Genomic DNA, 22567 nt, shown 5'->3' with positions numbered 1-22567 from the left:
AATACACCGCAAGAGTGCCTTTTTAGGTCTCTTGCGTAATAAACACCCAAACAAACAATCGCTTATTGATTTTTAAAAAAATACACGTACTATTGCATAAAAATCGGTATGTGGCGCAGCTTGGTAGCGCACTGTCATGGGGTGGCAGGGGTCGAGAGTTCGAATCTCTCCATACCGACCATTTAATTCCTCTTTATTTCAACTCGTTATAAATTAAACTCTCTTCTTTATCGCACAATTAAATTAGTATTTTTAAATATATGTCGCACATTTATCGCACGATACTTGCCTTAAATTATTTTATAATTTTAAGGTATAAAAGGGGGGGATATATAGGAAGACAGCTAATGGCACTCTACTAAACAAGTTTTTACTCTTCTTTTGAATTGTACTTTAAAGCTCAAAGTACAATAGAAAACAATTATGCAAACCAACGAAAAACAAAACCGCTTCACACTTACTCTTTGACGAAATTATTTGTGCAATTGTATTTGGCTCAATTCCCTGCCTTTTAGTCTTACTCTTTTCAGGCGTAGAAGGCCCGGTTAGCTTTTTCTAAGGGATTACGCCACCAGACCATCTTATATACTATTTTAATTTACTAACTCTTTTGCATAGTGTTGTTTGAGCTATTTCTAAATACAGTTTGTCTTTATCCGATTCTAGTAGGTCTGTATCGAGCTATAGCAAGTTCACTCCCTTTCATTGCAATACCTCTATTAATTTATGATTCGACTAGAGGTAGCATCTTTAAAGCTATATTTATGCTTTTATTTTCAATTGCTAGTTTACTAGCCGCCTACTGGCTAACATATTGGCAGCAAAAGACCGTACCAAGAATTAAAGAGTTTTGATTTATACTTCAGCCAACGAAAAGTTTGAAACTTAAGGCGAGAATTAACTTGAAAAACGCCGAATTCGGCTTGGAGCAAGATATAGTTATTCAGTCGAATTACATAATTCTAGATCTCGGATTACACTATAAGAAGACTTTCCTATCTTTCACATAATAAAATAACTAATTAAGAGCGTAAGGTTTTTAATCGGAAACCACTTGAATAATTTACTATTAATGGAAGCTAGGAAGATATACTAAGCTCATAATTAATTTTTTACAGCAAAATCACTTTGGTGAATAATCATATTTAAGGTAAAAATAAATGGACCACATGGTATTGGTGTTAGATGAATCTGGTGCGAAAGGATACGCGACAAATAATGAGAAGTATGAAGGTGAAATTGGTGTCATGGCAGGCTATTTATATACTGATATAGACATGATAAATATTGAGCGGATGTTTAGTCAATGCATATCTCCTTTCTCTAAAAGTACTATAGGGAAGTTTCATATAACGGATCTAGAAAAGTCGGAGCAAAAAAAACTAAGAGACTCTATATTTAATGCTTTCCAAAAAGCAAAAGTGCAATGGTTCTACAAAGCTATTTATTCGGAAGGGTTTCATCAATCAGAGTTTACGGAGGGGAGAGGAGGCGAACAGAATAAAAAAAAATCACTACACGTAGAGCTTTTTGAAAAAATGTTAATAATGAGTTTGTGCATGGCTCACTCTATTGGTAAGAATAAATTGAAACTAGTAGTAAAAACAGACAATGTCGATTCAGGTACGTTAACAAAATTTAAGAATGTTGCGGAATATGTTCGCGATTTATTTCTACAAAATGAACGAGAAATATTCACACATGTAAAAAATGGCGAAAAATATCAAAAAATAATTGCTTACCAAAAAGTCGAAAGTGATTTCATTCCTAAGTTTGATGATATTGAAATTGAAGTTGAGTGTAATTTATCTTCATTGACAGTTGCTGCTGATATATTAGCTAACTCAGTACATTATTACCTTCGTGAGAGACAAAAAGATATTTTGGGGAAACAGCTAAATAACAAAAAAGCAATTGGAGCGCACCCTTTGGTGAAATTAGCTTATATAGCCGAAGATGAAAATGATGTTGTTTCTTTATTAGACGTCATTAACAGGCGCGAATAAAAATCACAATAGATTAGTGTTTAGACCGACTGTCGCATACACAAAACGGTCGGTTAAACAAACCCAGGGAATTCTAAATTTATTGTATCTGTTGCATATTTTGCTGTTTGATTTCAATCTAAGTGCCCTGTCACATTATGTTATCCAATATCTTTTAACTGTTCTTAAACTAAGATTGGTAAAAAGTGCAACAGCCTGTTGAGTTGGTCTGTTGCCCGTTTCTTTGGTTATTTTTTTAACTGCTTTTTTTACAAGCTGCTGCGAATTACTTCGCTTTTTAATCGCAGTGTCTGTAGCTGCTTTTTTCTGCCTCTCTTTAATTTCATCACTTGATAACTTCACTTTTGACTTAATATTTAAATATTCAGGGCAATAGCCGAACAAGTCTTTCAGGTAATCAGCTAGAGTCTCTTTTCTGTATTTGTAGTGTGTTGTTTTTGCTGTTCTAGTTAAACTAACAAGCTCTTCTAATGATAAACCAATTAGCTCATCATTTATTTTTGTTAGCTTTTCAAATGCGGTGTTTTTATTCAGATGTTGAAACGCAACAAACAGGATAAACGCTGTTTTATCTCGCTTACCCTTCGGCACCCCACCCTGCTTATAAAAATGGTTTTGAATACTGTTAATACATTTTAGCCACCATTCTTTAATGCTATGACCGTAGCGTTGGTGACCTGATTGCTTTGGTTGCTTTGGTCGCTTTGGTTGCTTTGCTATCTTATTTCTGGGGCTTGAAGCTAAACTAGTTTTGAATTCTAGCTGCGATTTCTCTATATTCTTACGTAAATGACATAGATCTAAACACATCAACAGTTCATCAAATGTATATTTAGTACCAGAGCCAAAATACCTGGCATGCAATCCTGTTCTACTGTGAACAGACCCTGGGACACGCAAAAAACCGCTAATTCTTTTTGTAGCCATAAGATCTACATGCCAAAAACTATCTGACTTTCCAAAACTCTCAATTAGACTTTTAGTAATTTGTTGCCATATCAACTTGTTAATTACGACTGCATCTACAGGATTGTAAATCCAATAAAGATGTATTCCACCTGAGCCAGAAAGGACATAGCCTGTTGGTGGTGGTAGCTTGCTCAGTTTTAACCTATTGAATACTTCAGGAACAATTTTAGCCTCTGTCCTTCTAACATCAAATGGATCACATTTATCATTAAGATCAATTTCAATCCAATTCGCTGATAGTAGAGCTAGGTTGCTCTCCCTAGGCCAACTAAAAAATTCGTTTGGAGTGTAATAGCAGTCTACTGATTCACTTGTACTATACAATACTCCTCGAACAAACTTACTAGTGTCCCGTCTAAAAATTCGAAAATCGGTTAAGCTTTTTGATTTACTGTTCCCAAGTAAATGAATAAATTTTTTAGACTTATGGCATTTGCTTAGTAACCCTCGAACATATTTAGGTGTCGTTAATTCAATTAGTGAATAAAACTGACTCGGATAGGCAATAGGATATTCTGGCCACTCAAATTGTGGCCTTATTTTAAAGGCAAGCATATAATATGAAGATGCAAAGTGCGTTTGGGGTGTCGCCGGTCAAGCAGCCCCTTTCGCCTTCCTTACACCTTCACTCCTTCAAAACGAGCTAGCCATTGCTCAACTGTTTCGCGTTTAAATAGGCGAACTCGACCCAATTTAATAGAAGGTGGTGCTAAACGTTGAACTTGATAAAGGTTGGCATCTTTTCCAGACTCAATAGCCTTGCGCTGGGCGCTCAGACGATTATTAATTGTGCCTGTAGATAGGTGTAAAAGCTCTGACAGCTCTTTTACTGATAAGATCTCTGATGACTGCATATTCGCTCTCCAATACGTAAATTAGAGCAAAGAGATGCCACGTAGCCCTGTGAGCCGTGGACTTGCTAGTGCATATAATTAATATATGCGTACCCTAGTAACCTCTTTTCTACGTATTGAAAGCAGCCCCGAACATTGGGCGCCTGTTTTTTATTAACTTTACTATGTTCTGTGGTAAATCTTTTTATCTCTTTGCATTATAAGTAAGCACAATAAGTATGCTTAAGATGAATTTAAATGAGATATAGTGATAAATCAAGTGAACTTGAGGAATAAAATTGCTTTAAGGCTCAGCTAATGAATTACCGAGCGCTGGATTTTCAAACTATCACTGCAATCATCACAAAGCATAAGCATCCACTTAAACACTGATTGAACATGTGCCTCAGGGTAGTAATTATCAAACTTCTTCACTTTTTCTGAACGATTATAAAACGATGAAAAAGACTCTAGTTGTATATCCCAAACCTCTGATTGCTCGTTACTATAATCGTAAAACATGAAGTCTAAGGTAAGTAGCTCACTAAGTACTTGTGCTTCATTAAGCTTACTTAAGTTATCCCTGATTGATAATAACTTATCCCGACTATTATCTTGGCCTTGCAGCCTGATAAACAAAAAATCAATCGCTGGTAAAAATGCATAAACGTTAAAATTAATCATAAAAAACTACGCAGCTTTTCAACTGCGTAGCCTGTATTTTGTGTAAAAACCCACCTAACAATTGCACCTAACAGAGCAACTGTCAAAACTATTTATAGAACTCACCACGGCTATGCGCGTCTCGCGCTTCTTGCTCTGTGTAGCTATCACCACAATGATCTACATTTCCAGTTCCATCATTGTATTCATCAATGAACTTATCTTGCTCAGACTTATCATCAACATCCAGCAAAATATCAACCGTAACGGCTCCTAAAAACTTAACTGCTTTCCACAACATTTGCTTCACTCGCTTCTATCTAAGTATTCCTTAGTATCGTGAACACATTAAAGCTAAGAAACTCTTAGTTTTCAAGTTAAGAATTAAATATAATGAAAACGAATGATGGTTCACCGTTTCCAAAACGGCTAAAAGAGGCAAGACTAGCAAAGGGACTTTCGCAAAAAAAACTAGGAATACTGGCAGGTATGGATCAGTTCGCGGCGTCGCCTAGAATGAATCAATACGAAAAAGGCGTACACTCACCCGACTTTCAAACAGTGCGCGCGTTAGCTAAAGTATTAGAAGTACCAACAGCTTTTTTTTACTGCGAAGAAGATAATTTAGCCGCTATAATTCTTAATCATAAAACTTATAACGTTAATTGATAACATAAGGCTCTAGGTGTAGAATTAAATGTAGACGATTTATTCGAGGTGGTAATAATGAGTAAAGATAAGAAAAAAATCACAAAAAGTATGATTTTGAGATCTGTTGCTAGTTCAACTGCCATTGAAACTGGCGCAACAGTAAAAACAATAGAAAAAAGGTTAAAAGCAAATAAACTTAAATATGAGTCTCTTTCACTTGCTATTTAATTATACCTCTCACGAGCTTTTCAATGTGTTGGTAATCTCTGTTTACACCCGCTTGAATTGACTTAATGTAAAAATCTTTATGCTCATCCCATAAGCTATAATCAAGCGTTCCTTTTCCAGCTTTGCTACACAAAAAATCCATTAACAGACGGCTTACCCTGCCGTTACCCTCACGAAATGGATGAATTAGAATAAACTCAACATGGCTCTGAGCTAAAAATGATACAAGCTCTTCATCGGTCATTTCTGGTAAGTTATTAAATCGAGATAAATACTCATCTTCAAATACACTAATATGCCTTTCAATTTGCAGAGGTGACATAAACTGAAATCCACCTTTGCCCATATCAACGCTTCTTATTTTACCTGCCCACTCGTATACATTACCTAGCCATTGTCTATGCCAATTAGTAACATTTTGAAAAGAAAAAACGTCATCTTCTGGCTCTGGCGTTGTAAATATTTTTTCATATAGTTTAACTAAAAGAATAGCCTCAACATCATCCATCTCTGCTGCATCAACAATCGCTAACTTGTTCGCTAAAACTAGTTTTTCAGACCCTAGTTGATATTGCGCTTCAATAGAATCAGTCTCGTATTTAGTCATTTAATTACGCCTGAAAATGATTAGTGTAAAAGTGCTTAACAACCAATGCAAGTAACCTTGGTGTAATAACTTTGCCAATTTATGTGATTGTTTAATAATTTAAAACCAATTTTAATAGAGGCATCATGAGCAATAGCCTCTCTTTAAACATTGGGGCTTCGCCCCTGTCCCCCGCTATGTCGAAGCCGAAAATCGGCTTACACATAGCGGGGGACAACACATTCATACTCTTATACGCAGGTTTTATTTGCAGATTGAAAAATATTTCTAAAGTGGTAATCTTATTGCTACTGAAGCTCTAACGAGCCAGAAAAAAACAGGCGCTATTCTGCTGCCTTCAACACGTAGTAACGAGGTAAATACTATCTTTTCAAAGGTAGTAACCAACCAAAAACGGCGCACTCCAGCTGCTGACAACACGTAGAAATGAGGTTAATAATCAGGCGAGATCAGTCCGAGCCTTTCGCATATGCGAAAAACAGGGGCGAATAGGCTTAAGTGCCGCTGAGCTTTATTGCCAGTCAATCTTACAACCTTAATACGACTGGAGTCATACCATGAAATTCGATGCCCTAATCGAAGTCCAAAAACTAAAATTTGAAAGTAAGTTAATCGCAGGAAGCCGTAAAAAAACATCTAAGCTTGATAAACATAAATTCGAGCTAATAGAAATTTACAAGCAAGGATCAAACATTGTCGAGCTTCAGCGCTGGCTAAAGCGTAAAGGTATCAATGCTCATTGGTCAACAATTCAAAGATGGATTAAAAAACATGGCTAAATTTGCGAAACCAAAAACTCAAGCACACAATGTCATAAAAGGGCTTACAAAAAGTAAGCTTATAAAATCTCTTGGAACTGCCAGAAACTACGAGCAATCACTTAACACCGTTGCCTCTTGGGCTAAAGATATTGGCATAAACGGTATTCAGGCAATGACCATCGATCAAGCACTCAATTATTTAGATTACCGTAAAGAAATAGTGGGTCAAAAGTCACTGGATATGGAGCGCCAAGCTATACAAGCAATGATGAGGCTAAACGGCAAACTTAAAGATAAGCAAACCCTCCCCGTTATTAAATCAATTAATCAGCAAATTCTTAAATCACGCGCCTACACCACAGAGCAAGCACAAATAATAAGTAAGCACCAAACATCTAAATATTCATTATCAACACAAATAGCACTCTCTTCGGGGCTTCGTGCGCATGAATTATTGACCATAGCCAAAGTTGAAGAGCGCAAAGCAGATAAACGGCCAGCTTTTGATTCAAAGTGGTCTGGCAGAAACGGTGTGCTATATACCGTGACAGGCAAAGGAGGCTTAACACGCGAAATACTAATACCTCACGATTTATCAGCTAAATTAGAACTTCGTAAATTTAAACAACCGGTCACCGTTGTTGACAGAAAAATAAACTACTTACAGCGCTACGAGATTGGAGGAGGTAAAAAGTGGTCGGATTCATTTAATAAAGCATCAAATCGTACTCTCTCTTTTTCCAATGGCGCACATGGACTAAGGCATAGCTACGCACAAGAAAGACTATTAGAGCTGATACTTAATCAATATCCATATCAAATAGCATTAGAGACTGTTTCACAAGAAATGGGGCATTTTAGACCTGAGATTACTGAGGTGTATTTAAGGTAAGTAATAGTTTATTTGATGTCAGTTGAAAAAATAAATTATGATAACTGAAGTCTACATTTGACGTTTTACTTACACATTTTCGTTAAAGTCAAGAAACAGAGCATGCCTCAGGTGTACTAGCTCAGGCATAACTATCTAGTCTTAAAATCTCTCCAAAATATAGCTCCTGAATGATTATTTACTTTCAGCGCCTTCGAAATCAAATTCAAATACTTTTGAGAGATATTATCTAATATGTTTTCTACCATACCCGTATATTCAAGCCCGGTTTCTTCTTTATAAAATTTTAAAAGTAATTTTTTAGGGTGTAACTCTACAAGAAGCTCAATAATTTCATCACTTATAAGTTTTGTTTTTGTTAACTCAGTCAGTAAAACAAGTAGTATTTTTTCAACTAGCTGTCGCTCTACAACTTCTGTTTTTTTCAAAACCAGCTGACTAGTGGTTAATCTATTCAGACATCCTATCACCAAACTAGATAAGCATTCCTTACTCCAATCATCATCTTTATCTTCAACTAAAATTGCTAACAGTTGTAACTTCTCTTCATCCCCCTTTTGAATCAATGCTTTAACGCAATCAAACGACATGGAACTTAGACTTAAATGGTTATTTAACCAAAGTAAATTAGCAATAATATCAAGATTTTTATTTGATATTATTGTTTCTTGAAAGCTATCTGGCTTCAATGAAATTAAGTTTGGGTATAAAGTGTTTATGACATCTCTTGTACCTGAATCTATACAGAAACAGCCAATATTTAATTGCTCTGCTAATGCTATACTCAATAGAAAATTTTCAGTACATAACATTCGTAACTTAAGCTTAAGATTTAGTGGTACATCTAAATTTGAATCAGAATGAACTACTGAATTTTCAAGAATATAAGATAGATTACTAATAACATCTGTTGGAATTGATGATAAATCTCTTTCATTACTGAAATATACTGTTTCATGAGAAGCATTATAAATCGGCCACTTATCTTTATAGTCTTTACAATAAACGGATAATGAATCATAAACAGCTTCAGTCATATTCCATGAACAATCAATGAAAGCTTGTTTCCCAATGCAGGCTAAATAAACCGCCGTAACTTCATCAAGAACAAAACTTTTACAACCAGTACACATTATATCTTCGCCGTTGGAAGTTATATGGATTTTTACACTCTTACTTAATATAGCTGATAATGCTTTTTCTACATTACCTAGCCCATTCAATTGCTTATATTTTAAATCAACTGGGATTGATTCTTTCATTAGAGGTTTCAATTTCTCTCTTTGCTCATTTAAGCCAACCATGAACTTTTCAAGCTCTTCCATAATCTCTTCACCAGTAGCGTTTTCAGGAATATTGAGCATATAAAAAACTTCATTTTCGTCATCATCCATAATATTACGAGCTATGAATTGAGCAGCTATCACTGGGTATAACTTTTGAACCAATGTATATAACTTTACAGGAAGTAGCATCGGCTCGCCAATTTTAGCATTCTGTAATTTTGTTGCTACTAATCCACTACTATCAAGTAAATATTGGGAACATTTCCTTACATGTCGAGTGGGAACAACTATTTTGATATGGGACTGATTTTTCTCTTTATATTGAAATGAACTTGTATATTTTCCAGACTCTACAGGTAATTCCTGCTCATGAAAGTTTTGATTAGCATACATTATGATTTTAAAGTAATGTTTTGCATTTGAATATGGGTCATCAAAAAACCAATCTAGCATCTTTTCTGCAACGTCTTTTATTCGGTGAGAATGATAGAACATCAAACGCCATGAGTATTCACCAAAAAAGTCATCGAAAATAGTAGTTGGTAATTCATAAGTAAGTGCATGTGCCTTCTCTGGAGTTTCTTGAAAAACAGTGTCTAAATATTGTCCCCATAGATAAACAAAACTTCGTTTTTCATGTTCCTTTAGATTTTTTCCTTGGTAACGGTCTATATTTCTGCGAAGTAGGCTAGCAGCAAGCTCATGGTTCTTGTCTTTATTTGCCAACAAAGAATAGAGTATTGTTACTTCTTCTCGAAGTTGCTCCTTTTCACTCAAGCTTACTAAGCGCCTGCGAACTGTATTAAACTGTCTACTTTGGTATAGCAAATTCAAGTATGAGAAGTAAGGTTCGGATAGCCAAGGGTGATACTCACTAAATGCAATTTGGTAAAGTTTTACAGCTAACTCTACCTCACCATTATCCGCTAGGAGGGGGGCTACATAGTTTATAAACGAAACATTTAGTGTCACGTTTTGTAGTTTAGAACCTATGATCTCCTCAATTTGTATATATGGAAATTCTGCTCTCGACAAAATAGGCGCACATATAGCAGCAAGCGCGAGTAGATTTGCATTGGCACTTGTGGAATTTTGCTTTGCCAAACTATTCATAGTGTCTATTATTAAATCTATGTTTCCACTTTCATACAATAATTCGGATACAGGGAAATTACAAAAATTTTCATCCTTTTGGTTTATTAGTTTTAAAGAAAGCTCTTCTGCAGCCAAAGTTTTTATATTTTTGAATTCTTCTAATGGTGTTTTAGTTAATACCGATTTTAATATTTTGTCGTTGAAGTAATCTTTAAGTTCTAAGTCATCTTTTTTACTATCTAAACAACTACATATAGACTTACATGTATATTGAGAAATTAAAAAAAACTGAGATAGTATATGGAGAAGTTTAAAGTCAGGATTTTCACATGATTCAATAAGCGTTATTAAAGAGTCTCGTAAATAATTAAAATGAAGCTTTTCATTTGCAGTAAGACAAAAATAGTCTTTGCTTATTAGTTCATTTGAATTAACACATTTTAGGATTATCTCTTCCCTCTTAAAATCATCAAGAGGTTTCAATTCACGCAGTTTTTCAAGAACACTCTCACTTTCCTTAATTAATGAAAAATCGAGTGCTTTTTCAAATAAAGCACTAAGAATAAAATCCGAAAGGCTGGACTTCCGTTCGACTAACTCATGTACATAAGCTTTTGTTGCAAGCCTTTTTATATAAACATATTGAGGAATTATTTGTTCAGGTAACTTTTTAAAGTAGTCGTGTGCGTTATCCTTACCTTTACGTATTTCTATTAGCTTTAATATCGATGCATTAGTAAGCTCTTTAGCAAATTGAGAGTAATCTTGTGTAGGCGAGTATTTTGAAACTAAATCCTCATCTTCCTTTAGTAAATCGTCACTCATTAATATTCTAAGCGATGCAATTGCTAGACTTGCTTCTCTGTCTAAGCTCTTCATTAAATTTAATGTATTAAGTTTTTGAATTCCGGTAGTTATGTTGTTTTTCCGAAAGTCTTCAAGGGCTTCTAATAAAGGATGACTTATTGAACTCAGTGATACGTTGTCGTTAATTTCTAGTTTAAGTGTTTCTATAAAAACATCTGCACTAATGATCTTATTGCCACCAAAAGCATCACCTGAACTATTACTTGTTATGTTGTACGTTTCCATTATATCTCTTAAGAGGCATTAAACTTTTTATTCGAGAGCGAATATTCTCGTAAGCAAGGAGGAAAATGATCTTGTTTACTTATTATGATAAATAGTCTTACTGCCTATCACTTTGTCACCATAAAAAGCATCACCACTTCCATTAGCTGTAATGTTAATAACGGTCCCTGACTTTTCATTTAGTTGAATGATTAATTCTTGAAGGAGTCTAGAGGAATCTATTTGCGTAATTAGTTCGGCTTCAGATTCTAGATTTCTATATTGTTCTTTGGATAACTCCTCAGCTAAAACACTAGCCACCTTGTCTTCTATATAGACAATATTATCTAAGGCAGCTTTAATATAGCTCGCTGTTAGTTTTACAGAGGAAGACACTAAATCATATAATGCGCCACCAATAATAGCGCTGCTAACAAAATCCATTACTTTTTCCTTCAAAATTTTTAACTTTCAAATCAGCTCATCACTTGTTAAATGGAGTTTAGACGAAGTTCCAAAGCAAACAATTGTAATCTTAAACTATTATTAAATTACTTAGAACTTGGATTCTTTTTTAATAAAGTAGTAATACCAGCGCCTCCGCCAACAGCTAATGTAGAGCCCAATATTATTTTAACAAGATCGAATTGTTTTAATACCATTGCAGCCATTGTAAGCACGAAAACTAAAAGGATGACAACTAACAGAATAGATACAGACCTTTTATGTTGAGCATCGCTTAATTCAGAATCTAGCTTTTCCTGTTCTGCTTTATTATCAAAATATTTTTCAGCGGTAGCAAAGCCTTTTTCTGCGACCATCTCTATTGTTTCTGCAATAGTTTCTATATGTTTCATACGAACATTTAGCTGTTCAATACTTTTTGGTAAATCTTTTTCAACTTCTAATGTAGTGACTTTTTCCACAAAACTGCCTTATGCTCGTAACACTTTGTCAGGGAGCATTTCAATACTTTTAAATGAAATCTCCTTATTTTATTTACATCTATTAATAGCAAATAGCCTAAGTTATTACCATCTATAAATATTATTCTTTAAGTAGGCTGCTTATTTGACTTGAGGAAAAATTTCAGCCAATTTACAATTTAGCCGACAACAGTCAAGTTTAACTAAATTTTACTCTCGTAGAAATAAAGAAGTATTATAAAATCTAACATCCCTTCACTATAACTTTTCTTCCCCATACTTCTAATGCTTTTCTCCTCGCCTCCATATATTCCTGCATATTATAAACGCCCTGCACACCTTGTAATTGATGATTAAGTATTTTTTCAATCACTATAGGGTCAGTCCCAATATCGGTATCACCTAAACGAGTCGCGACTGTCCTCCGTAAGTCATGAGGCACAAATTTAGGGACTCCCAATTGCTCTAACTTTCGACTTATGGAGCGTGAAAGTGAGTGCCTGTCAATCGGTTGTTCACCTGGGCCTGATTTATTAGTTGTTGTACTCGGGAATACATATTTAGAATTGAGATAGCCGAATGCTGCACGTAGCTCATCAAGCAAAATAACCATATTTTGAGTAATCGGTACTTTATGAGTTCTTTCGCCATTTTTATTTTGCTTCACGCGCTCGGCTGGGATTGTCCATATCATTTTATCAAAATCAAATTCTTGCCATTGTGCGCCTGTGACTTCTATTGGCCGACAACCGGTTAAAGTAATACACTTCAATGCGTAAATAACTTGCTGGCTTATACCTAGCTTTGGTAAGCGTTCAAAAACTTGAATCACTTCGTCAAACTCCAGTGCTCTGGTTCGAGATTTTTCGAGGCCACCTACACTTTTCTTTTTCACTGTACTTATCGGATTGCCTTGTATTAAATCTCGCTCAACACCAAAGTTAAACATCTGTTTAAGGATGGATAACGTTTTATTAGACTGCGTTTTAGCGCCTCTATCAGTTATTGGATCAAGCACTTTTTTAAAAATTTCACGGCGGGTTATTTCTTTAAGTTTATAGTTGCCAATAAATGGCAGAATGTCTTTTTCAAACATTCTAATTACTGGGTCTACACCTTTTCGGTTGGCTTTAATGTCTCTTTCGATAAACTCATTTGCAAGTACAGCGATTGTCGGCGAGGCGCTTTCTTGCTTTTCAATCAGCGCAGCTTTTTTCTTTTGTAAAAAAACATCAATACCACGCGACACATCACCAATATATTGTTTAGCAAGCTGTCTAGCCTCACTAACTGTTATTACCGATGAATTACCTAAGGCTAGTCTTCTTTCTTTCGAACCTCGGCCTCCTAGGCGGTAATATAGATAATATACCTGTGAGCGCTTTCCTTCTTTATTTGGCTTACCAATATTTAAATAAAAACCGGAGATCTCAGTGTCATTGATTTTGGTAATTTCCAAAGGGATATTTTTGAGTATAGATTCAGTTAATTTTACTTTGATTGACGCCATTTTTCGCACACCTAGAGTTAAGTCAAAAATTTTGTCGCACACTTATCGCACGAGCTGATTTGAGCTCACTAAACTTCACGTTTGTTCACTAGGTATAATTTAAAAGCTTAATCCTTTCAATAGCAATAACTTACAATCACTGTAAACACTTCACTGTAGAGCACTTTTAGCCACTTTTGTACACGATAAAGCACAGGTAATTTTTATGGGGTGGCAGGGGTCGAGAGTTCGAATCTCTCCATACCGACCAATTAACAACATCTAACCTTAGATCCAAACTTAATCCTGAGCTTTCAATACTTCCGTAAAATAATACTTATAACGTTAATTGATATCACGAGTATCTAAGTGTAAGGTTAATTCCAGATATAAATTTATTTGAGGTGGTAAAATGAGTAAAGATAAGAAAAAAATCACAAAAAGTATGATTTTAAGATCTGTTGCTAGCTCTACTGCCATCGAAACTGGCGAAACAGTTAAAACAATAGAGAAAAAGCTAAAAGCTAACAAACTCAAATATGAGTCTCTTTCGCTCGCTATTTAATTATATCTCTCACAAGCCTTTCAATGTGTTGGTAATTTTTATTTACACCCGCTTGAATTGACTTGAAATAAAAGTCTTTATGCTCGTCCCACAAGCTATAATCAAGCGTTCCGTTACCAGCTTTACTGCACAAAAAATCCATTAATAAACGGCTTATCCTACCGTTACCTTCACGAAATGGATGAATTAAAATAAACTCAACATGGCTCTGGGCTAAAAATGACACTAGCTCTTCATTTGTCATTTCTGGTAATTTATTAAATCGAGATAAATACTCATTTTCAAATAACCTAATATTTTTCTCAATTTGTAAAGGCGACATAAACTGAAATCCGCCCTTGCCCAAATCAATACTTCTTATTTTACCTGCCCATTCATATACATTACCTAGCCATTGCCTATGCCAATTAGCCACATTTTGAAAAGAAAAAGTAACACTTTCTGAGTCAACCGTTGTAAAAATATTTTCATATAGCTTAATTAAAAGAACGGCTTCAACATCATCCATCTCCGCTTCATCAACGATCGCTAACTTGTTTGCTAAAACTAGCCTTTCAGATCCAGGTTGATATTGCGCTTCAACAGAATCACTCTCGTATTTAGACATTTTATTGAACCAGTAAAATAATGAGTGTAAAAGTGCGTACCAACCAATGCAAGTAACCTTTAGCGTTGCCCATTTTATGTAAGTCAAAGCTTAATAAAATTACTGAATATGAAACACTATGAGAAGTCCAGAACACTACGTTGTGCACAAGCTCCCTCAAAAAACTCAAACCCAACCAGTGCATTGGTAAACCACATCACCCAAATAGTAAGTAAAAATATCAGCCGCGAATTTTCAAACGTACGCGACCAACTAGGCCTATACAGCAATCTAAAACCAGAAGAACGCCCAACATATCACGAAATATGCGGCCTATCAGCACGCCTAATAAAAGCGCAAGGCTGAGACCGACAAACACGCATGGGCGACTCAGATAGTAAATCAACCAAAGTCTACACCGAATTCGGCAAGTAAATAGAATGGGGCAAAAACCCGCTAATTAGCGGGTTTAAGATTTCAGGTTATTTATTATTTTATAGTTTGTACTTTGTGTTCAAGTATTCATAGGTTCTATTAAAGGCAGCTTTTGTATTTCGTAAAACATATAGGCATTCTGGAATATCATGTGGGTTAATAAAGTGATGTCCACTACGTCCAATCTCAGTAATAAAGCCATCAATTTGCGCAATCACAGCCTCTAGCTGTAGATTAACTAATTTAGCACTATCTATGCCTAATTTATCCCTGAGCCTCTTCACTGCAGGGCAGGTTTTTCGAAGTTTCCAAGAATATAAATTGAAATGAGGACCAAGCTTTCTAGCTGCGCTAGTTTCTTTTGGAACAAAATCGGAGTACACATCTCCTCCTGCACTTTCTAACTCGTCCAATATTTTTGTCAAAAAATCTAAAAGTCTTTGCTGTTTGTCATACTCAATTTGTTCTTTAAATTGCTTACGTTGTTCTTCTAAATTTTCTTTACTCAATATCTCAGATGACTTAATAGCCTCAGTCGTATGCTCATTTGCTTTTGCTTGTTCCTTATTACTTTTTGACTGTAAATAAACAGTATAAATAATACCTAAAAATGAGAAGAACGAGAGAATAGGGCCTAATACACCACCAAAGAAAGCACCAAAATGAGACCATGTTTCAGTAGTTCCACCTAAACCGACTCCAACGCCTTTAAACCATAAAAAATAAACGCCACCGATACACATAAAAGCAAGAGCTATAAGTACAATCAAGAGCCATTTTGGTGAGGTTTCACTATTAGAATTAGACATAAATATCCCTTTAGTCAAAGTTAAAAATATTAGTATATATTAATTAAATATTTAACTTTCATCTTCAATAATTATATTTACGCTCACTCCCTTTGTATATTCAAAAAGCGTAGCTTGTGTTACGCACCCTAAATATTGATATAAATGTTTGGACTTGTTAATGATTCCACGATCTGCCGATAACAATATTTGGCAATATGAAGCAAATCCAGCATGGCATGAGTCAGAAAAGACATTCTTAATTTTCTCTTTTTTAGCCATCCCCTTATCTGGACTTATACCTAAAATATTTAGGATTGTGTATGCAGCTTGAATAGAAGAATGTTGTGTACGATTTAAACTCTCTGATATATTTAGTATTGGTTCAAAACCGAAAAATTGATTCTTTGATAGCTTACCTTCCATTGATGGTTCAACTAAATTCCAAATATCATCGATTACATTTGAGGATTCTTTTAATTTTTCACGTTTTACACTCGTGACACCTAAAGCATTTCGTGTTTTATCAATTGGATTATGTTCTTTCATATGTTCCTGAATATTATAATCTAATTTTTCAGCGACCTCTTCAGCCTCTTTTAATATGTCATTACGTATATTTTCAGGCACGCCATCTATAAGCTTTGTAATTTCAGCTCTAAATTGTTCAGGTGTCAATTCTAAACTTTTAAAATTATCAGCACCGTAAGCTTTCATCATAAACTCGAATAAGTGTTCAGCAGTATTTTCATACCCTGTGATTGCATCTATATATTCTTTATATCTTAAGAAAGGATCTTTAAATGGGGCCAAAAATAACCCACCTGTTGGTTTGTAATTTTCTATAACCTCACAAAGTTCAATTGCATTTAACAAATATATACCTTGTAGTGTTTCTTCTTGATAATTTCGATGTATTTCATCTAAATGTACGCGCGAGTATACCCAAACAAACCTTTCAGGATCGACTATTGTAATATCACCTCTTCCTACATATCTGAAAATATTCATATCAGCATAAATAACAGGTTGTTCTAATTTAAATTGAATACTCATTCTTAACATCCTTATTTTAATTTCTGTGGTATGCCAAGTAACTTTAAAATTTCACTTTTAACGCTTCGCAACTCATGTGCAGGGAGGGAGTTTGGAGTTTTATTAAATATACTATACCCCTTTGCATAGCGTTCTCTATAGCTATCATAAGCATCTGAGGTATAGCTATTCATCAAGTACATATTAGGATTACTCGTTAGACTATTAAAAAGCTTCAACAACTCTTCTTGGTCTAACTGGTCTTTTTCTTGCTGTTCAAAATAAAAATCACGCTGCTCTTCATAATCATCAGCGCTTTCGTCAAACAAACTGTAATAGCCAGGGCTAAATGCATAGTCTGTTGAAACCGCAATCATCAATAAAGCGAATTTAGTTTTATCATTTTTTTGCTCTGAGAATCTTTTAGCTAAATTTCTTAAGTTATAAAAAGCTCTTACGTTGCGATCTTTAATTTCATTGATTTTCGCAGGTCCTATTATTAAATCAGGTTCTAAAACATCAAAATATTTCTCTGCAATCGTAAAGCTAATATCGAGAAATACGATGTCGTAATTATCTATTACTGTACCACTACACTAGCAAGTTTAAGGGTCGAGAGTTCGAATCTCTCCATACCGACCAATTTATAACACCCTCTCAAGTCTCTAATTATCTATCTTCATCTAAATATATTTATTAAATCTCTTTTTGTATTATTTATACTTTGCTTTTCAATCATTCCAACATTATTTACGGTCTTAGCTTAAAGTTTTACACATTTAAGGAACCATTTTTATTAAAATGTTTCTTAGCTTAGCTGTAATATAAATTGATGAGCTAATTATCGTTTCTGTGAATTAGTGAATAAAATCATATGCAATTGATATAACGTGATTTATATCAAACACTAAGTTTAAAAACACATAGTTAGGCGTATAATTTTCAATCAGATATTAATAATAGGTTTTTAATTAAACTGTACAATGGCATTGGTGCAAAACTAAGTTGAATTTAAGGCTCTGTATTAAGTAACTTAGCATAGCGATGATTTAAGTCATTCAGTAAGGGAAATAAAATGAAAATAGGGATAGATCTCGGTACAACTCATAGCGTAGTGGGAATATGGCAAGATAACGCGGTTAAGTTGATTCCGGATATGGAGGGTAATGTGCTCGTTCCTTCAATTGTTGGCTTGTCAGAAGACAATTATATTCTTGTAGGCCAAGCCGCTAGGGATCGATTAGCAACCCACCCCGCACACACAATTTGTGAATTTAAACGTTTTATGGGCACTGATAAAACCTTTTCATTGGGCGAGCAAGATTATAGCGCAACTGAACTATCAGCCATTTTATTAAAAAGCCTTAAAGAGCAAGCCGAACATTATTTACAAGAGCCTATTACTGAAGCCGTTATTTCGGTACCTGCCTATTTTAACAATAAACAACGCCAAGCAACGCAACAAGCGGCTTTACTTGCAGGCCTTAAAGTTGAGCGATTACTTAATGAACCCACAGCCGCAGCACTCGCTTATGGGCTCGATAATAAAGACTGTGAGCAAACTTACTTAGTACTGGACCTTGGTGGCGGTACATTTGATGTGTCGGTTATTGAGGTATTTAACGACATATTTGAAATACACGCCTCATCGGGTGATAACTACTTAGGCGGTAACGACTTTACGAACGTTATTGAAGAAGATCTTTATAAGAAAAACGATTTGTACAAAGGTTTTTTCTCAGATAGTGAACTACGTAATATTTGGTCGTTGTGCGAGCGTTTAAAGTGCCAATTAACTAACGATTCAACAGCCAGCTTTAATTTTGAATATAAAGAAAAAACGTATTCATATACCCTCACTCTGGAAGATTATCGTACATTGTGTAGCGAGTTAATTGAGCGAATTAAGTTTCCTATTAACCGTGCGATGTCTGACGCTGACTTAACACTTGAAGACGTTGATGGACTTATTCTTGTTGGCGGCGCTACGCGTATGCCTATTTTTCAACAGCAAATTAGCCGTGTGTTTTCACGTATACCGCAAACTCAATATAACCCTGACCATGCTATCGCTACTGGTGCTGCAATTCAGGCAGGTATGAGCGCACGTGCTAAAGAATTGAAAGACGTAATAATGACTGATGTTTGCCCATTCACTTTAGGCGTGGAGGTAAACAACAAACATGGTCAGTCTGAGTTTTTGCCTATTATAGAACGTAACGCGACGATTCCTGTAAGCGAAACTCGTTCTGTTTATTCAGCTCACCCTGAACAAGAAAAAGTACTCATTAAAATTTATCAGGGTGAACATTATCTCCCTAAAGATAATGTGTTTTTAGGCGATTTAGAAATAAATCTTGAGCCGTTAAATATAATACAAGAGTTATATTTAACATATACCTACGATCTTAATGGTGTACTTGAGGTTGAAGTAACTAATGTTGCAAGTGACAAAAAATACCGCACTTATGTAGGCGAAAATGAAGAAAGCTTGAGTGAAAGTGAGTTACGTGAACGTTTTTCACGACTTAACGCACTTAAGGTTTTGCCTAAAGACAAACTTGTAAATACTGCATTTAAAGCAAAGTTAGAGCGTTTATTCCAAGAAAATTTAGGCGATAAAAGGCGAGAGATTGGCGAGGCGATTGGTCAATTTATGGAAGTGTTAGAAACACACGATAACCACAAAATAGAGCGTATGATCGAAAATATAAAGCGCTATCTTAGTTATTAAAATTAGCTATTAAAGTTAGTTATTAAAGTTAACTAATAAAAAATAGTTTCAGTTAAAAAATTACATGCATTAAATAAAGAGTGAAGTAATGAACCATTGGAAAATATTAGGCATTGAAGCCACAACAGATAAACGCCTTATTAAACTCGCTTATACAGAGATTCTAAAAAAAACATCGCCAACAGAGTTTCCCGAAGAGTTTAAAGATTTACGAAAAGCATATGAGTTAGCTATTAAAGAGGCTAAACGACCTGCTAAAAATGAAGACACAGCACCCAATCAAGTATTTGAAGATGAGCACGAAAAAAAAGGCGTTGTTGACGAGTCATTTTTTGATGAAGAAGAGCCCTCTCCCGCACCTACAGAAGTTGAAATAGTTAAGCCTCAACCTATCGAGTTAAATTGTGTTCGCTCTATTTCAGAGCTGCAAGCAGCACTCAATGAATTATATTGTAATGTGTTATCTCGCAGCGATGTTGAACAATGGAAGTTATTATTTTCGTCGCCATTATTTTGGGATGTCGATCAAAGTCAGCAAGTCTCATTTACTTTAATTGATTTCTTTTCAGAGAATTACTTTTTATCTGCCACGGTATTTAAATTTTTAGATGAGAGTATGAAAATCTCTAGTGAGTTAGTAACCAATAAAAATAATCACTACCGTGAACTTGCTATTGCACTGCATCATTATATTCAGAGCCTACCACTGCGAATCGATGCCCTATCTAACATTGATCACAATATTAGCTTTGAACAACTGCAGCAGCATCTTCAGTTACGTAACTTAATAGAAGAGCAATGTATATATTCTAAGCTTACAGCTGAGCAGCTAATTACGCTTATGCAGCGAATTAATTTGGTATTTTATAATGACGAGTCACTTTATCTTTATGTTGCTAACTATTTATGGACATTGGGTGCATATACAGAAATTAGTAAGTTACTTGCCTCATTGCCAGAGCCTACAGATGCAAGCATAGATCAGCTGCGAGATTTACAAGCACACGCAGAATTTAAGCTTAAAAACTATGATATAGCACTCACTATTTATCTTGCGCAGCGAGAACTTATGAAAAGTTTTTATGCGATGAATATGACTAAAGAGATTGGTCTGTGTTATTTGCACCTTAAAAATTATGAAAAAGCATATACGTATTTAAACTCTTATTTTTATACTAGCCCTGAGGATATAGACCTTCGCTCTGCTTTGATTATCGCCCGTCGATACTACATAAAAGATCTTAAAAAAAATGAGGAAAGTAACGCTCTTAAAATAGCGACGTTACAATTTGAAAATGGTCGCTACAAAGATGCTTTAATAACGACTCAAACATACCCTCTAATTTTTCACGCTGATTGCAATTATTTACAGGCTTTATGCCTTGCTAAGCTAGAACGCTTAGATGAAGCATTTGACGTTTTTATCGCCTTTATGAATCTACATTTACAAAAACAGATAGATCCTTGGCCACTACTGGTTGATTTATTTATATATTGCCCAGACTCAATTGATTTCAATTTGATAATGGAAACTATCGCAAAAAAAATACAACCATCTCCTAACAAGTTTTATAAAACCCCTCGCGTGCTAGGCTCTGTACAAGAGAATATATACTCACAATTAGAACTCAAAACATTAGATCTTCCAGCGACTGATCATGATGGAAAACCCAATAAACCCATGGGTTACGCCCTCTATGCTGATTTAGACTATAAACAGCAATATGCTTGGGCAATGCTACATGCGTTAATGGCTAAATTGGCAAACTTCGAAGATAAAGCGATTGTGAAGCAAATAAAACAAGCCGCTATTTATGCGATTAAGCAAGCTATGCCAAAAATCACACACCAACCAAGTTGGAGCTTAAAGTTTATTCACATAGCTTTTGATATAGATGATTTTGATACCTGTATTAAGCTCGCAAACATCACGATTAGCGAGTTTTCTAATTTACCTCAAACCTACTATTACAAAGGGCGATCGCTAGCTGCCTTAGAGCAATATGATGCAGCAATACCTATATTAATATTAGCCGCAGATAAATACGGACATCAGAGGCTTGGGATATACTCACTTGAATTTGCAGTGGAGTGTTGTGAAAAGCTCGTTGAACATGGACAACCAATGCATCCTAATTACAATGATATATGCCTAAAACTGCAAACAACAAAGGAGATTGTAGATGCACAATCAAAGTGAAGTACCTTGTGTAATTACGGATGATGCGACCTTAAGTCCAGAACAAAAATTATGGCTTATTAGCCTCTCAGGGCACCTTTCAATGCAAAATGGCTATTCATTGAATACCTTAAAGCATCACAATAAAAACTACACTGACGAGTCAGTTGCTAACGGTAATTTAAGTATTTTAGATAATGCTTATGGCGTTACAACAAAAGAAGAATTAATTGAAACTTTAAATGTCTTTTATAACACATCAAATAGCCAAGTTTTCATGAGTTGTATGGCTGAACTCACCAGAAATGATTTATTAGCAAGATACTACATTGAGAATAAATCTACTGCCTATCAAAATACGCCTATAGGTATTATGTCGGACTGGGCAGGAATACATAAATTCTCACTGGCTCGTTGTGGTATTAGAGCTTTTGATATTGGCCGCTATGCTTTTTTATGTCGTTGTGCTGTTAGCGTTAATTTTTTAACCGAAGAAGAAGCATGGCATTACCTTAAGCCTATTGGAAAACTGGCACAAACCTTATTTATTAGCTGGCAAGAGTATGCAACTAGTTATGTAGTTGGTCGGTGTATATGGCAAAAGATTACAACTCAAGAAACGTACAGCGAGCCAAACCCTGACTTTAATTTTAGCCATGATTTATTTGAAAAAATAAATGATACGGCTACTACATTGCAAAGTATATTAGCTGATGACGAGCACCCATGGTGCCAACTAGATTGGGAAATGGACTTTTAATTTCAATA

The 22567-nt window shown here is 35.1% G+C and carries 23 protein-coding genes and 1 tRNA gene; 11 read left to right on the top strand and 13 right to left on the bottom strand.

Annotated elements, in window-relative coordinates; translation table 11 throughout:
- The first annotated feature begins 104 nt into the window (after positions 1–104).
- Both GQR38_RS00255 and GQR38_RS00250 read left to right on the top strand, forming a co-directional pair.
- A tRNA-Pro gene (locus GQR38_RS00255) sits at positions 105–181 on the top strand.
- A 979-nt stretch (positions 182–1160) separates the two neighbouring features.
- Positions 1161–2006, top strand: a complete 846-nt coding sequence (locus tag GQR38_RS00250) for a hypothetical protein (RefSeq protein WP_165722301.1) — start codon at positions 1161–1163, stop codon at positions 2004–2006.
- Between the two features lie 135 nt (positions 2007–2141).
- Here the strand turns inward: GQR38_RS00250 and GQR38_RS00245 are convergent, their stop codons facing one another.
- From GQR38_RS00245 to GQR38_RS00230, 4 genes are all read right to left on the bottom strand, one after another.
- A complete protein-coding gene (locus GQR38_RS00245) occupies positions 2142–3530 on the bottom strand; it encodes a hypothetical protein (RefSeq protein WP_165722303.1) in 1389 nt (462 codons plus the stop codon).
- Positions 3531–3592: 62 nt separating this feature from the next.
- Positions 3593–3829, bottom strand: a complete 237-nt coding sequence (locus GQR38_RS00240) for a helix-turn-helix domain-containing protein (RefSeq protein ID WP_138585717.1) — start codon at positions 3827–3829, stop codon at positions 3593–3595.
- A gap of 294 nt (positions 3830–4123) precedes the next feature.
- On the bottom strand, positions 4124–4492 hold the full coding sequence (locus tag GQR38_RS00235; protein ID WP_165722304.1) for a hypothetical protein: 369 nt from the start codon (positions 4490–4492) through the stop codon (positions 4124–4126).
- Positions 4493–4580: 88 nt separating this feature from the next.
- Positions 4581–4772 carry a hypothetical protein gene (locus tag GQR38_RS00230; protein WP_008137063.1) on the bottom strand — a complete coding sequence of 64 codons (192 nt, stop codon included), beginning with the start codon at positions 4770–4772 and terminating at the stop codon, positions 4581–4583.
- Between the two features lie 92 nt (positions 4773–4864).
- Between GQR38_RS00230 and GQR38_RS00225 the strand changes: the two genes are divergently transcribed.
- Positions 4865–5140 (top strand): helix-turn-helix transcriptional regulator, encoded by a 276-nt coding sequence (locus tag GQR38_RS00225; protein ID WP_165722306.1) that lies wholly within the window; start codon positions 4865–4867, stop codon positions 5138–5140.
- 57 nt (positions 5141–5197) lie between these two features.
- Positions 5198–5350 (top strand): hypothetical protein, encoded by a 153-nt coding sequence (locus GQR38_RS00220; RefSeq protein ID WP_165722308.1) that lies wholly within the window; start codon positions 5198–5200, stop codon positions 5348–5350.
- On the opposite strand, the gene GQR38_RS00215 is transcribed toward GQR38_RS00220, so the two are convergent.
- Positions 5343–5957 (bottom strand): Fic family protein, encoded by a 615-nt coding sequence (locus tag GQR38_RS00215; RefSeq protein ID WP_165722310.1) that lies wholly within the window; start codon positions 5955–5957, stop codon positions 5343–5345. The genes GQR38_RS00220 and GQR38_RS00215 overlap by 8 nt on opposite strands.
- Positions 5958–6514: 557 nt before the next feature.
- Between GQR38_RS00215 and GQR38_RS00210 the strand changes: the two genes are divergently transcribed.
- Together GQR38_RS00210 and GQR38_RS00205 are read left to right on the top strand one after the other, a co-directional pair.
- Positions 6515–6736 carry a hypothetical protein gene (locus tag GQR38_RS00210; protein WP_008136222.1) on the top strand — a complete coding sequence of 74 codons (222 nt, stop codon included), beginning with the start codon at positions 6515–6517 and terminating at the stop codon, positions 6734–6736.
- On the top strand, positions 6729–7610 hold the full coding sequence (locus GQR38_RS00205; protein WP_165722312.1) for a site-specific integrase: 882 nt from the start codon (positions 6729–6731) through the stop codon (positions 7608–7610). The genes GQR38_RS00210 and GQR38_RS00205 overlap by 8 nt, the downstream gene beginning before the upstream one ends.
- A 131-nt stretch (positions 7611–7741) precedes the next feature.
- Here the strand turns inward: GQR38_RS00205 and GQR38_RS00200 are convergent, their stop codons facing one another.
- The 4 genes from GQR38_RS00200 to GQR38_RS00185 all read right to left on the bottom strand — a co-directional run bounded on the left by GQR38_RS00200 (position 7742) and on the right by GQR38_RS00185 (position 13498).
- Positions 7742–11083: a hypothetical protein gene (locus GQR38_RS00200; protein ID WP_165722314.1), complete on the bottom strand. Its 3342-nt coding sequence runs from the start codon at positions 11081–11083 to the stop codon at positions 7742–7744.
- A 75-nt stretch (positions 11084–11158) separates the two neighbouring features.
- Positions 11159–11506: a hypothetical protein gene (locus tag GQR38_RS00195; RefSeq protein ID WP_165722316.1), complete on the bottom strand. Its 348-nt coding sequence runs from the start codon at positions 11504–11506 to the stop codon at positions 11159–11161.
- Positions 11507–11613: 107 nt separating this feature from the next.
- Entirely contained in the window at positions 11614–11988 is a 375-nt protein-coding gene (locus GQR38_RS00190; protein WP_165722318.1) for a hypothetical protein, read from the bottom strand.
- A gap of 244 nt (positions 11989–12232) precedes the next feature.
- Positions 12233–13498 (bottom strand): tyrosine-type recombinase/integrase, encoded by a 1266-nt coding sequence (locus GQR38_RS00185; RefSeq protein WP_165722319.1) that lies wholly within the window; start codon positions 13496–13498, stop codon positions 12233–12235.
- A gap of 391 nt (positions 13499–13889) precedes the next feature.
- Here GQR38_RS00185 and GQR38_RS00180 point away from each other — a divergent pair, with 391 nt between their 5' ends.
- Positions 13890–14042 (top strand): hypothetical protein, encoded by a 153-nt coding sequence (locus GQR38_RS00180; RefSeq protein ID WP_165722321.1) that lies wholly within the window; start codon positions 13890–13892, stop codon positions 14040–14042.
- On the opposite strand, the gene GQR38_RS00175 is transcribed toward GQR38_RS00180, so the two are convergent.
- Entirely contained in the window at positions 14035–14649 is a 615-nt protein-coding gene (locus tag GQR38_RS00175) for a Fic family protein (protein WP_165722323.1), read from the bottom strand. The genes GQR38_RS00180 and GQR38_RS00175 overlap by 8 nt on opposite strands.
- 108 nt (positions 14650–14757) lie before the next feature.
- On the opposite strand from GQR38_RS00175, the gene GQR38_RS00170 reads away from it, so the two are divergent.
- A complete protein-coding gene (locus GQR38_RS00170) occupies positions 14758–14994 on the top strand; it encodes a hypothetical protein (RefSeq protein ID WP_165722325.1) in 237 nt (78 codons plus the stop codon).
- Between the two features lie 128 nt (positions 14995–15122).
- Here the strand turns inward: GQR38_RS00170 and GQR38_RS00165 are convergent, their stop codons facing one another.
- Genes GQR38_RS00165 through GQR38_RS00155 form a run of 3 tightly spaced genes read right to left on the bottom strand, consistent with a single transcriptional unit; the run spans position 15123 to position 17263 of the window.
- Positions 15123–15872: a hypothetical protein gene (locus tag GQR38_RS00165; protein WP_165722327.1), complete on the bottom strand. Its 750-nt coding sequence runs from the start codon at positions 15870–15872 to the stop codon at positions 15123–15125.
- A gap of 51 nt (positions 15873–15923) precedes the next feature.
- Positions 15924–16907, bottom strand: coding sequence for a hypothetical protein (locus tag GQR38_RS00160; RefSeq protein ID WP_165722329.1), 984 nt, complete (start codon positions 16905–16907; stop codon positions 15924–15926).
- Between the two features lie 11 nt (positions 16908–16918).
- Positions 16919–17263 (bottom strand): hypothetical protein, encoded by a 345-nt coding sequence (locus GQR38_RS00155; protein WP_165722331.1) that lies wholly within the window; start codon positions 17261–17263, stop codon positions 16919–16921.
- Between the two features lie 698 nt (positions 17264–17961).
- Here GQR38_RS00155 and GQR38_RS00150 point away from each other — a divergent pair.
- From GQR38_RS00150 to GQR38_RS00140, 3 genes are all read left to right on the top strand, one after another.
- Positions 17962–19620, top strand: a complete 1659-nt coding sequence (locus GQR38_RS00150; RefSeq protein ID WP_165722333.1) for a molecular chaperone HscC — start codon at positions 17962–17964, stop codon at positions 19618–19620.
- An 88-nt stretch (positions 19621–19708) separates the two neighbouring features.
- Positions 19709–21820 (top strand): CDC27 family protein, encoded by a 2112-nt coding sequence (locus tag GQR38_RS00145; RefSeq protein WP_165722335.1) that lies wholly within the window; start codon positions 19709–19711, stop codon positions 21818–21820.
- Positions 21804–22559, top strand: coding sequence for a DUF1266 domain-containing protein (locus GQR38_RS00140; RefSeq protein ID WP_165722337.1), 756 nt, complete (start codon positions 21804–21806; stop codon positions 22557–22559). The genes GQR38_RS00145 and GQR38_RS00140 overlap by 17 nt, the downstream gene beginning before the upstream one ends.
- Positions 22560–22567 lie beyond the last annotated feature (8 nt).

It is taken from the genome of Pseudoalteromonas sp. c7(2019), assembly GCF_011378625.1.
Taxonomy (GTDB): Bacteria; Pseudomonadota; Gammaproteobacteria; order Enterobacterales; family Alteromonadaceae; genus Pseudoalteromonas; species Pseudoalteromonas arctica.
The sequence above is the reverse complement of the archived record's forward strand: the minus strand, read 5'-3'. Positions and strand labels throughout refer to the sequence as shown.

Excerpts from the sequence above, each read along its gene's own strand:
- GQR38_RS00140 (WP_165722337.1), top strand. The coding sequence starts at position 21,804 with ATGCACAATCAAAGTGAAGTACCTTGTGTAATTACGGATGATGCGACC.
- GQR38_RS00155 (WP_165722331.1), bottom strand. The coding sequence starts at position 17,263 with ATGATTGCGGTTTCAACAGACTATGCATTTAGCCCTGGCTATTACAGT.
- GQR38_RS00200 (WP_165722314.1), bottom strand. The coding sequence starts at position 11,083 with ATGGAAACGTACAACATAACAAGTAATAGTTCAGGTGATGCTTTTGGT.
- GQR38_RS00245 (WP_165722303.1), bottom strand. The coding sequence starts at position 3,530 with ATGCTTGCCTTTAAAATAAGGCCACAATTTGAGTGGCCAGAATATCCT.
- GQR38_RS00160 (WP_165722329.1), bottom strand. The coding sequence starts at position 16,907 with ATGAGTATTCAATTTAAATTAGAACAACCTGTTATTTATGCTGATATG.
- GQR38_RS00150 (WP_165722333.1), top strand. The coding sequence starts at position 17,962 with ATGAAAATAGGGATAGATCTCGGTACAACTCATAGCGTAGTGGGAATA.
- GQR38_RS00240 (WP_138585717.1), bottom strand. The coding sequence starts at position 3,829 with ATGCAGTCATCAGAGATCTTATCAGTAAAAGAGCTGTCAGAGCTTTTA.
- GQR38_RS00235 (WP_165722304.1), bottom strand. The coding sequence starts at position 4,492 with ATGATTAATTTTAACGTTTATGCATTTTTACCAGCGATTGATTTTTTG.
- GQR38_RS00205 (WP_165722312.1), top strand. The coding sequence starts at position 6,729 with ATGGCTAAATTTGCGAAACCAAAAACTCAAGCACACAATGTCATAAAA.
- GQR38_RS00145 (WP_165722335.1), top strand. The coding sequence starts at position 19,709 with ATGAACCATTGGAAAATATTAGGCATTGAAGCCACAACAGATAAACGC.
- GQR38_RS00195 (WP_165722316.1), bottom strand. The coding sequence starts at position 11,506 with ATGGATTTTGTTAGCAGCGCTATTATTGGTGGCGCATTATATGATTTA.
- GQR38_RS00175 (WP_165722323.1), bottom strand. The coding sequence starts at position 14,649 with ATGTCTAAATACGAGAGTGATTCTGTTGAAGCGCAATATCAACCTGGA.
- GQR38_RS00180 (WP_165722321.1), top strand. The coding sequence starts at position 13,890 with ATGAGTAAAGATAAGAAAAAAATCACAAAAAGTATGATTTTAAGATCT.
- GQR38_RS00250 (WP_165722301.1), top strand. The coding sequence starts at position 1,161 with ATGGACCACATGGTATTGGTGTTAGATGAATCTGGTGCGAAAGGATAC.
- GQR38_RS00210 (WP_008136222.1), top strand. The coding sequence starts at position 6,515 with ATGAAATTCGATGCCCTAATCGAAGTCCAAAAACTAAAATTTGAAAGT.
- GQR38_RS00185 (WP_165722319.1), bottom strand. The coding sequence starts at position 13,498 with ATGGCGTCAATCAAAGTAAAATTAACTGAATCTATACTCAAAAATATC.
- GQR38_RS00230 (WP_008137063.1), bottom strand. The coding sequence starts at position 4,772 with ATGTTGTGGAAAGCAGTTAAGTTTTTAGGAGCCGTTACGGTTGATATT.
- GQR38_RS00170 (WP_165722325.1), top strand. The coding sequence starts at position 14,758 with ATGAAACACTATGAGAAGTCCAGAACACTACGTTGTGCACAAGCTCCC.
- GQR38_RS00220 (WP_165722308.1), top strand. The coding sequence starts at position 5,198 with ATGAGTAAAGATAAGAAAAAAATCACAAAAAGTATGATTTTGAGATCT.
- GQR38_RS00165 (WP_165722327.1), bottom strand. The coding sequence starts at position 15,872 with ATGTCTAATTCTAATAGTGAAACCTCACCAAAATGGCTCTTGATTGTA.
- GQR38_RS00215 (WP_165722310.1), bottom strand. The coding sequence starts at position 5,957 with ATGACTAAATACGAGACTGATTCTATTGAAGCGCAATATCAACTAGGG.
- GQR38_RS00225 (WP_165722306.1), top strand. The coding sequence starts at position 4,865 with ATGAAAACGAATGATGGTTCACCGTTTCCAAAACGGCTAAAAGAGGCA.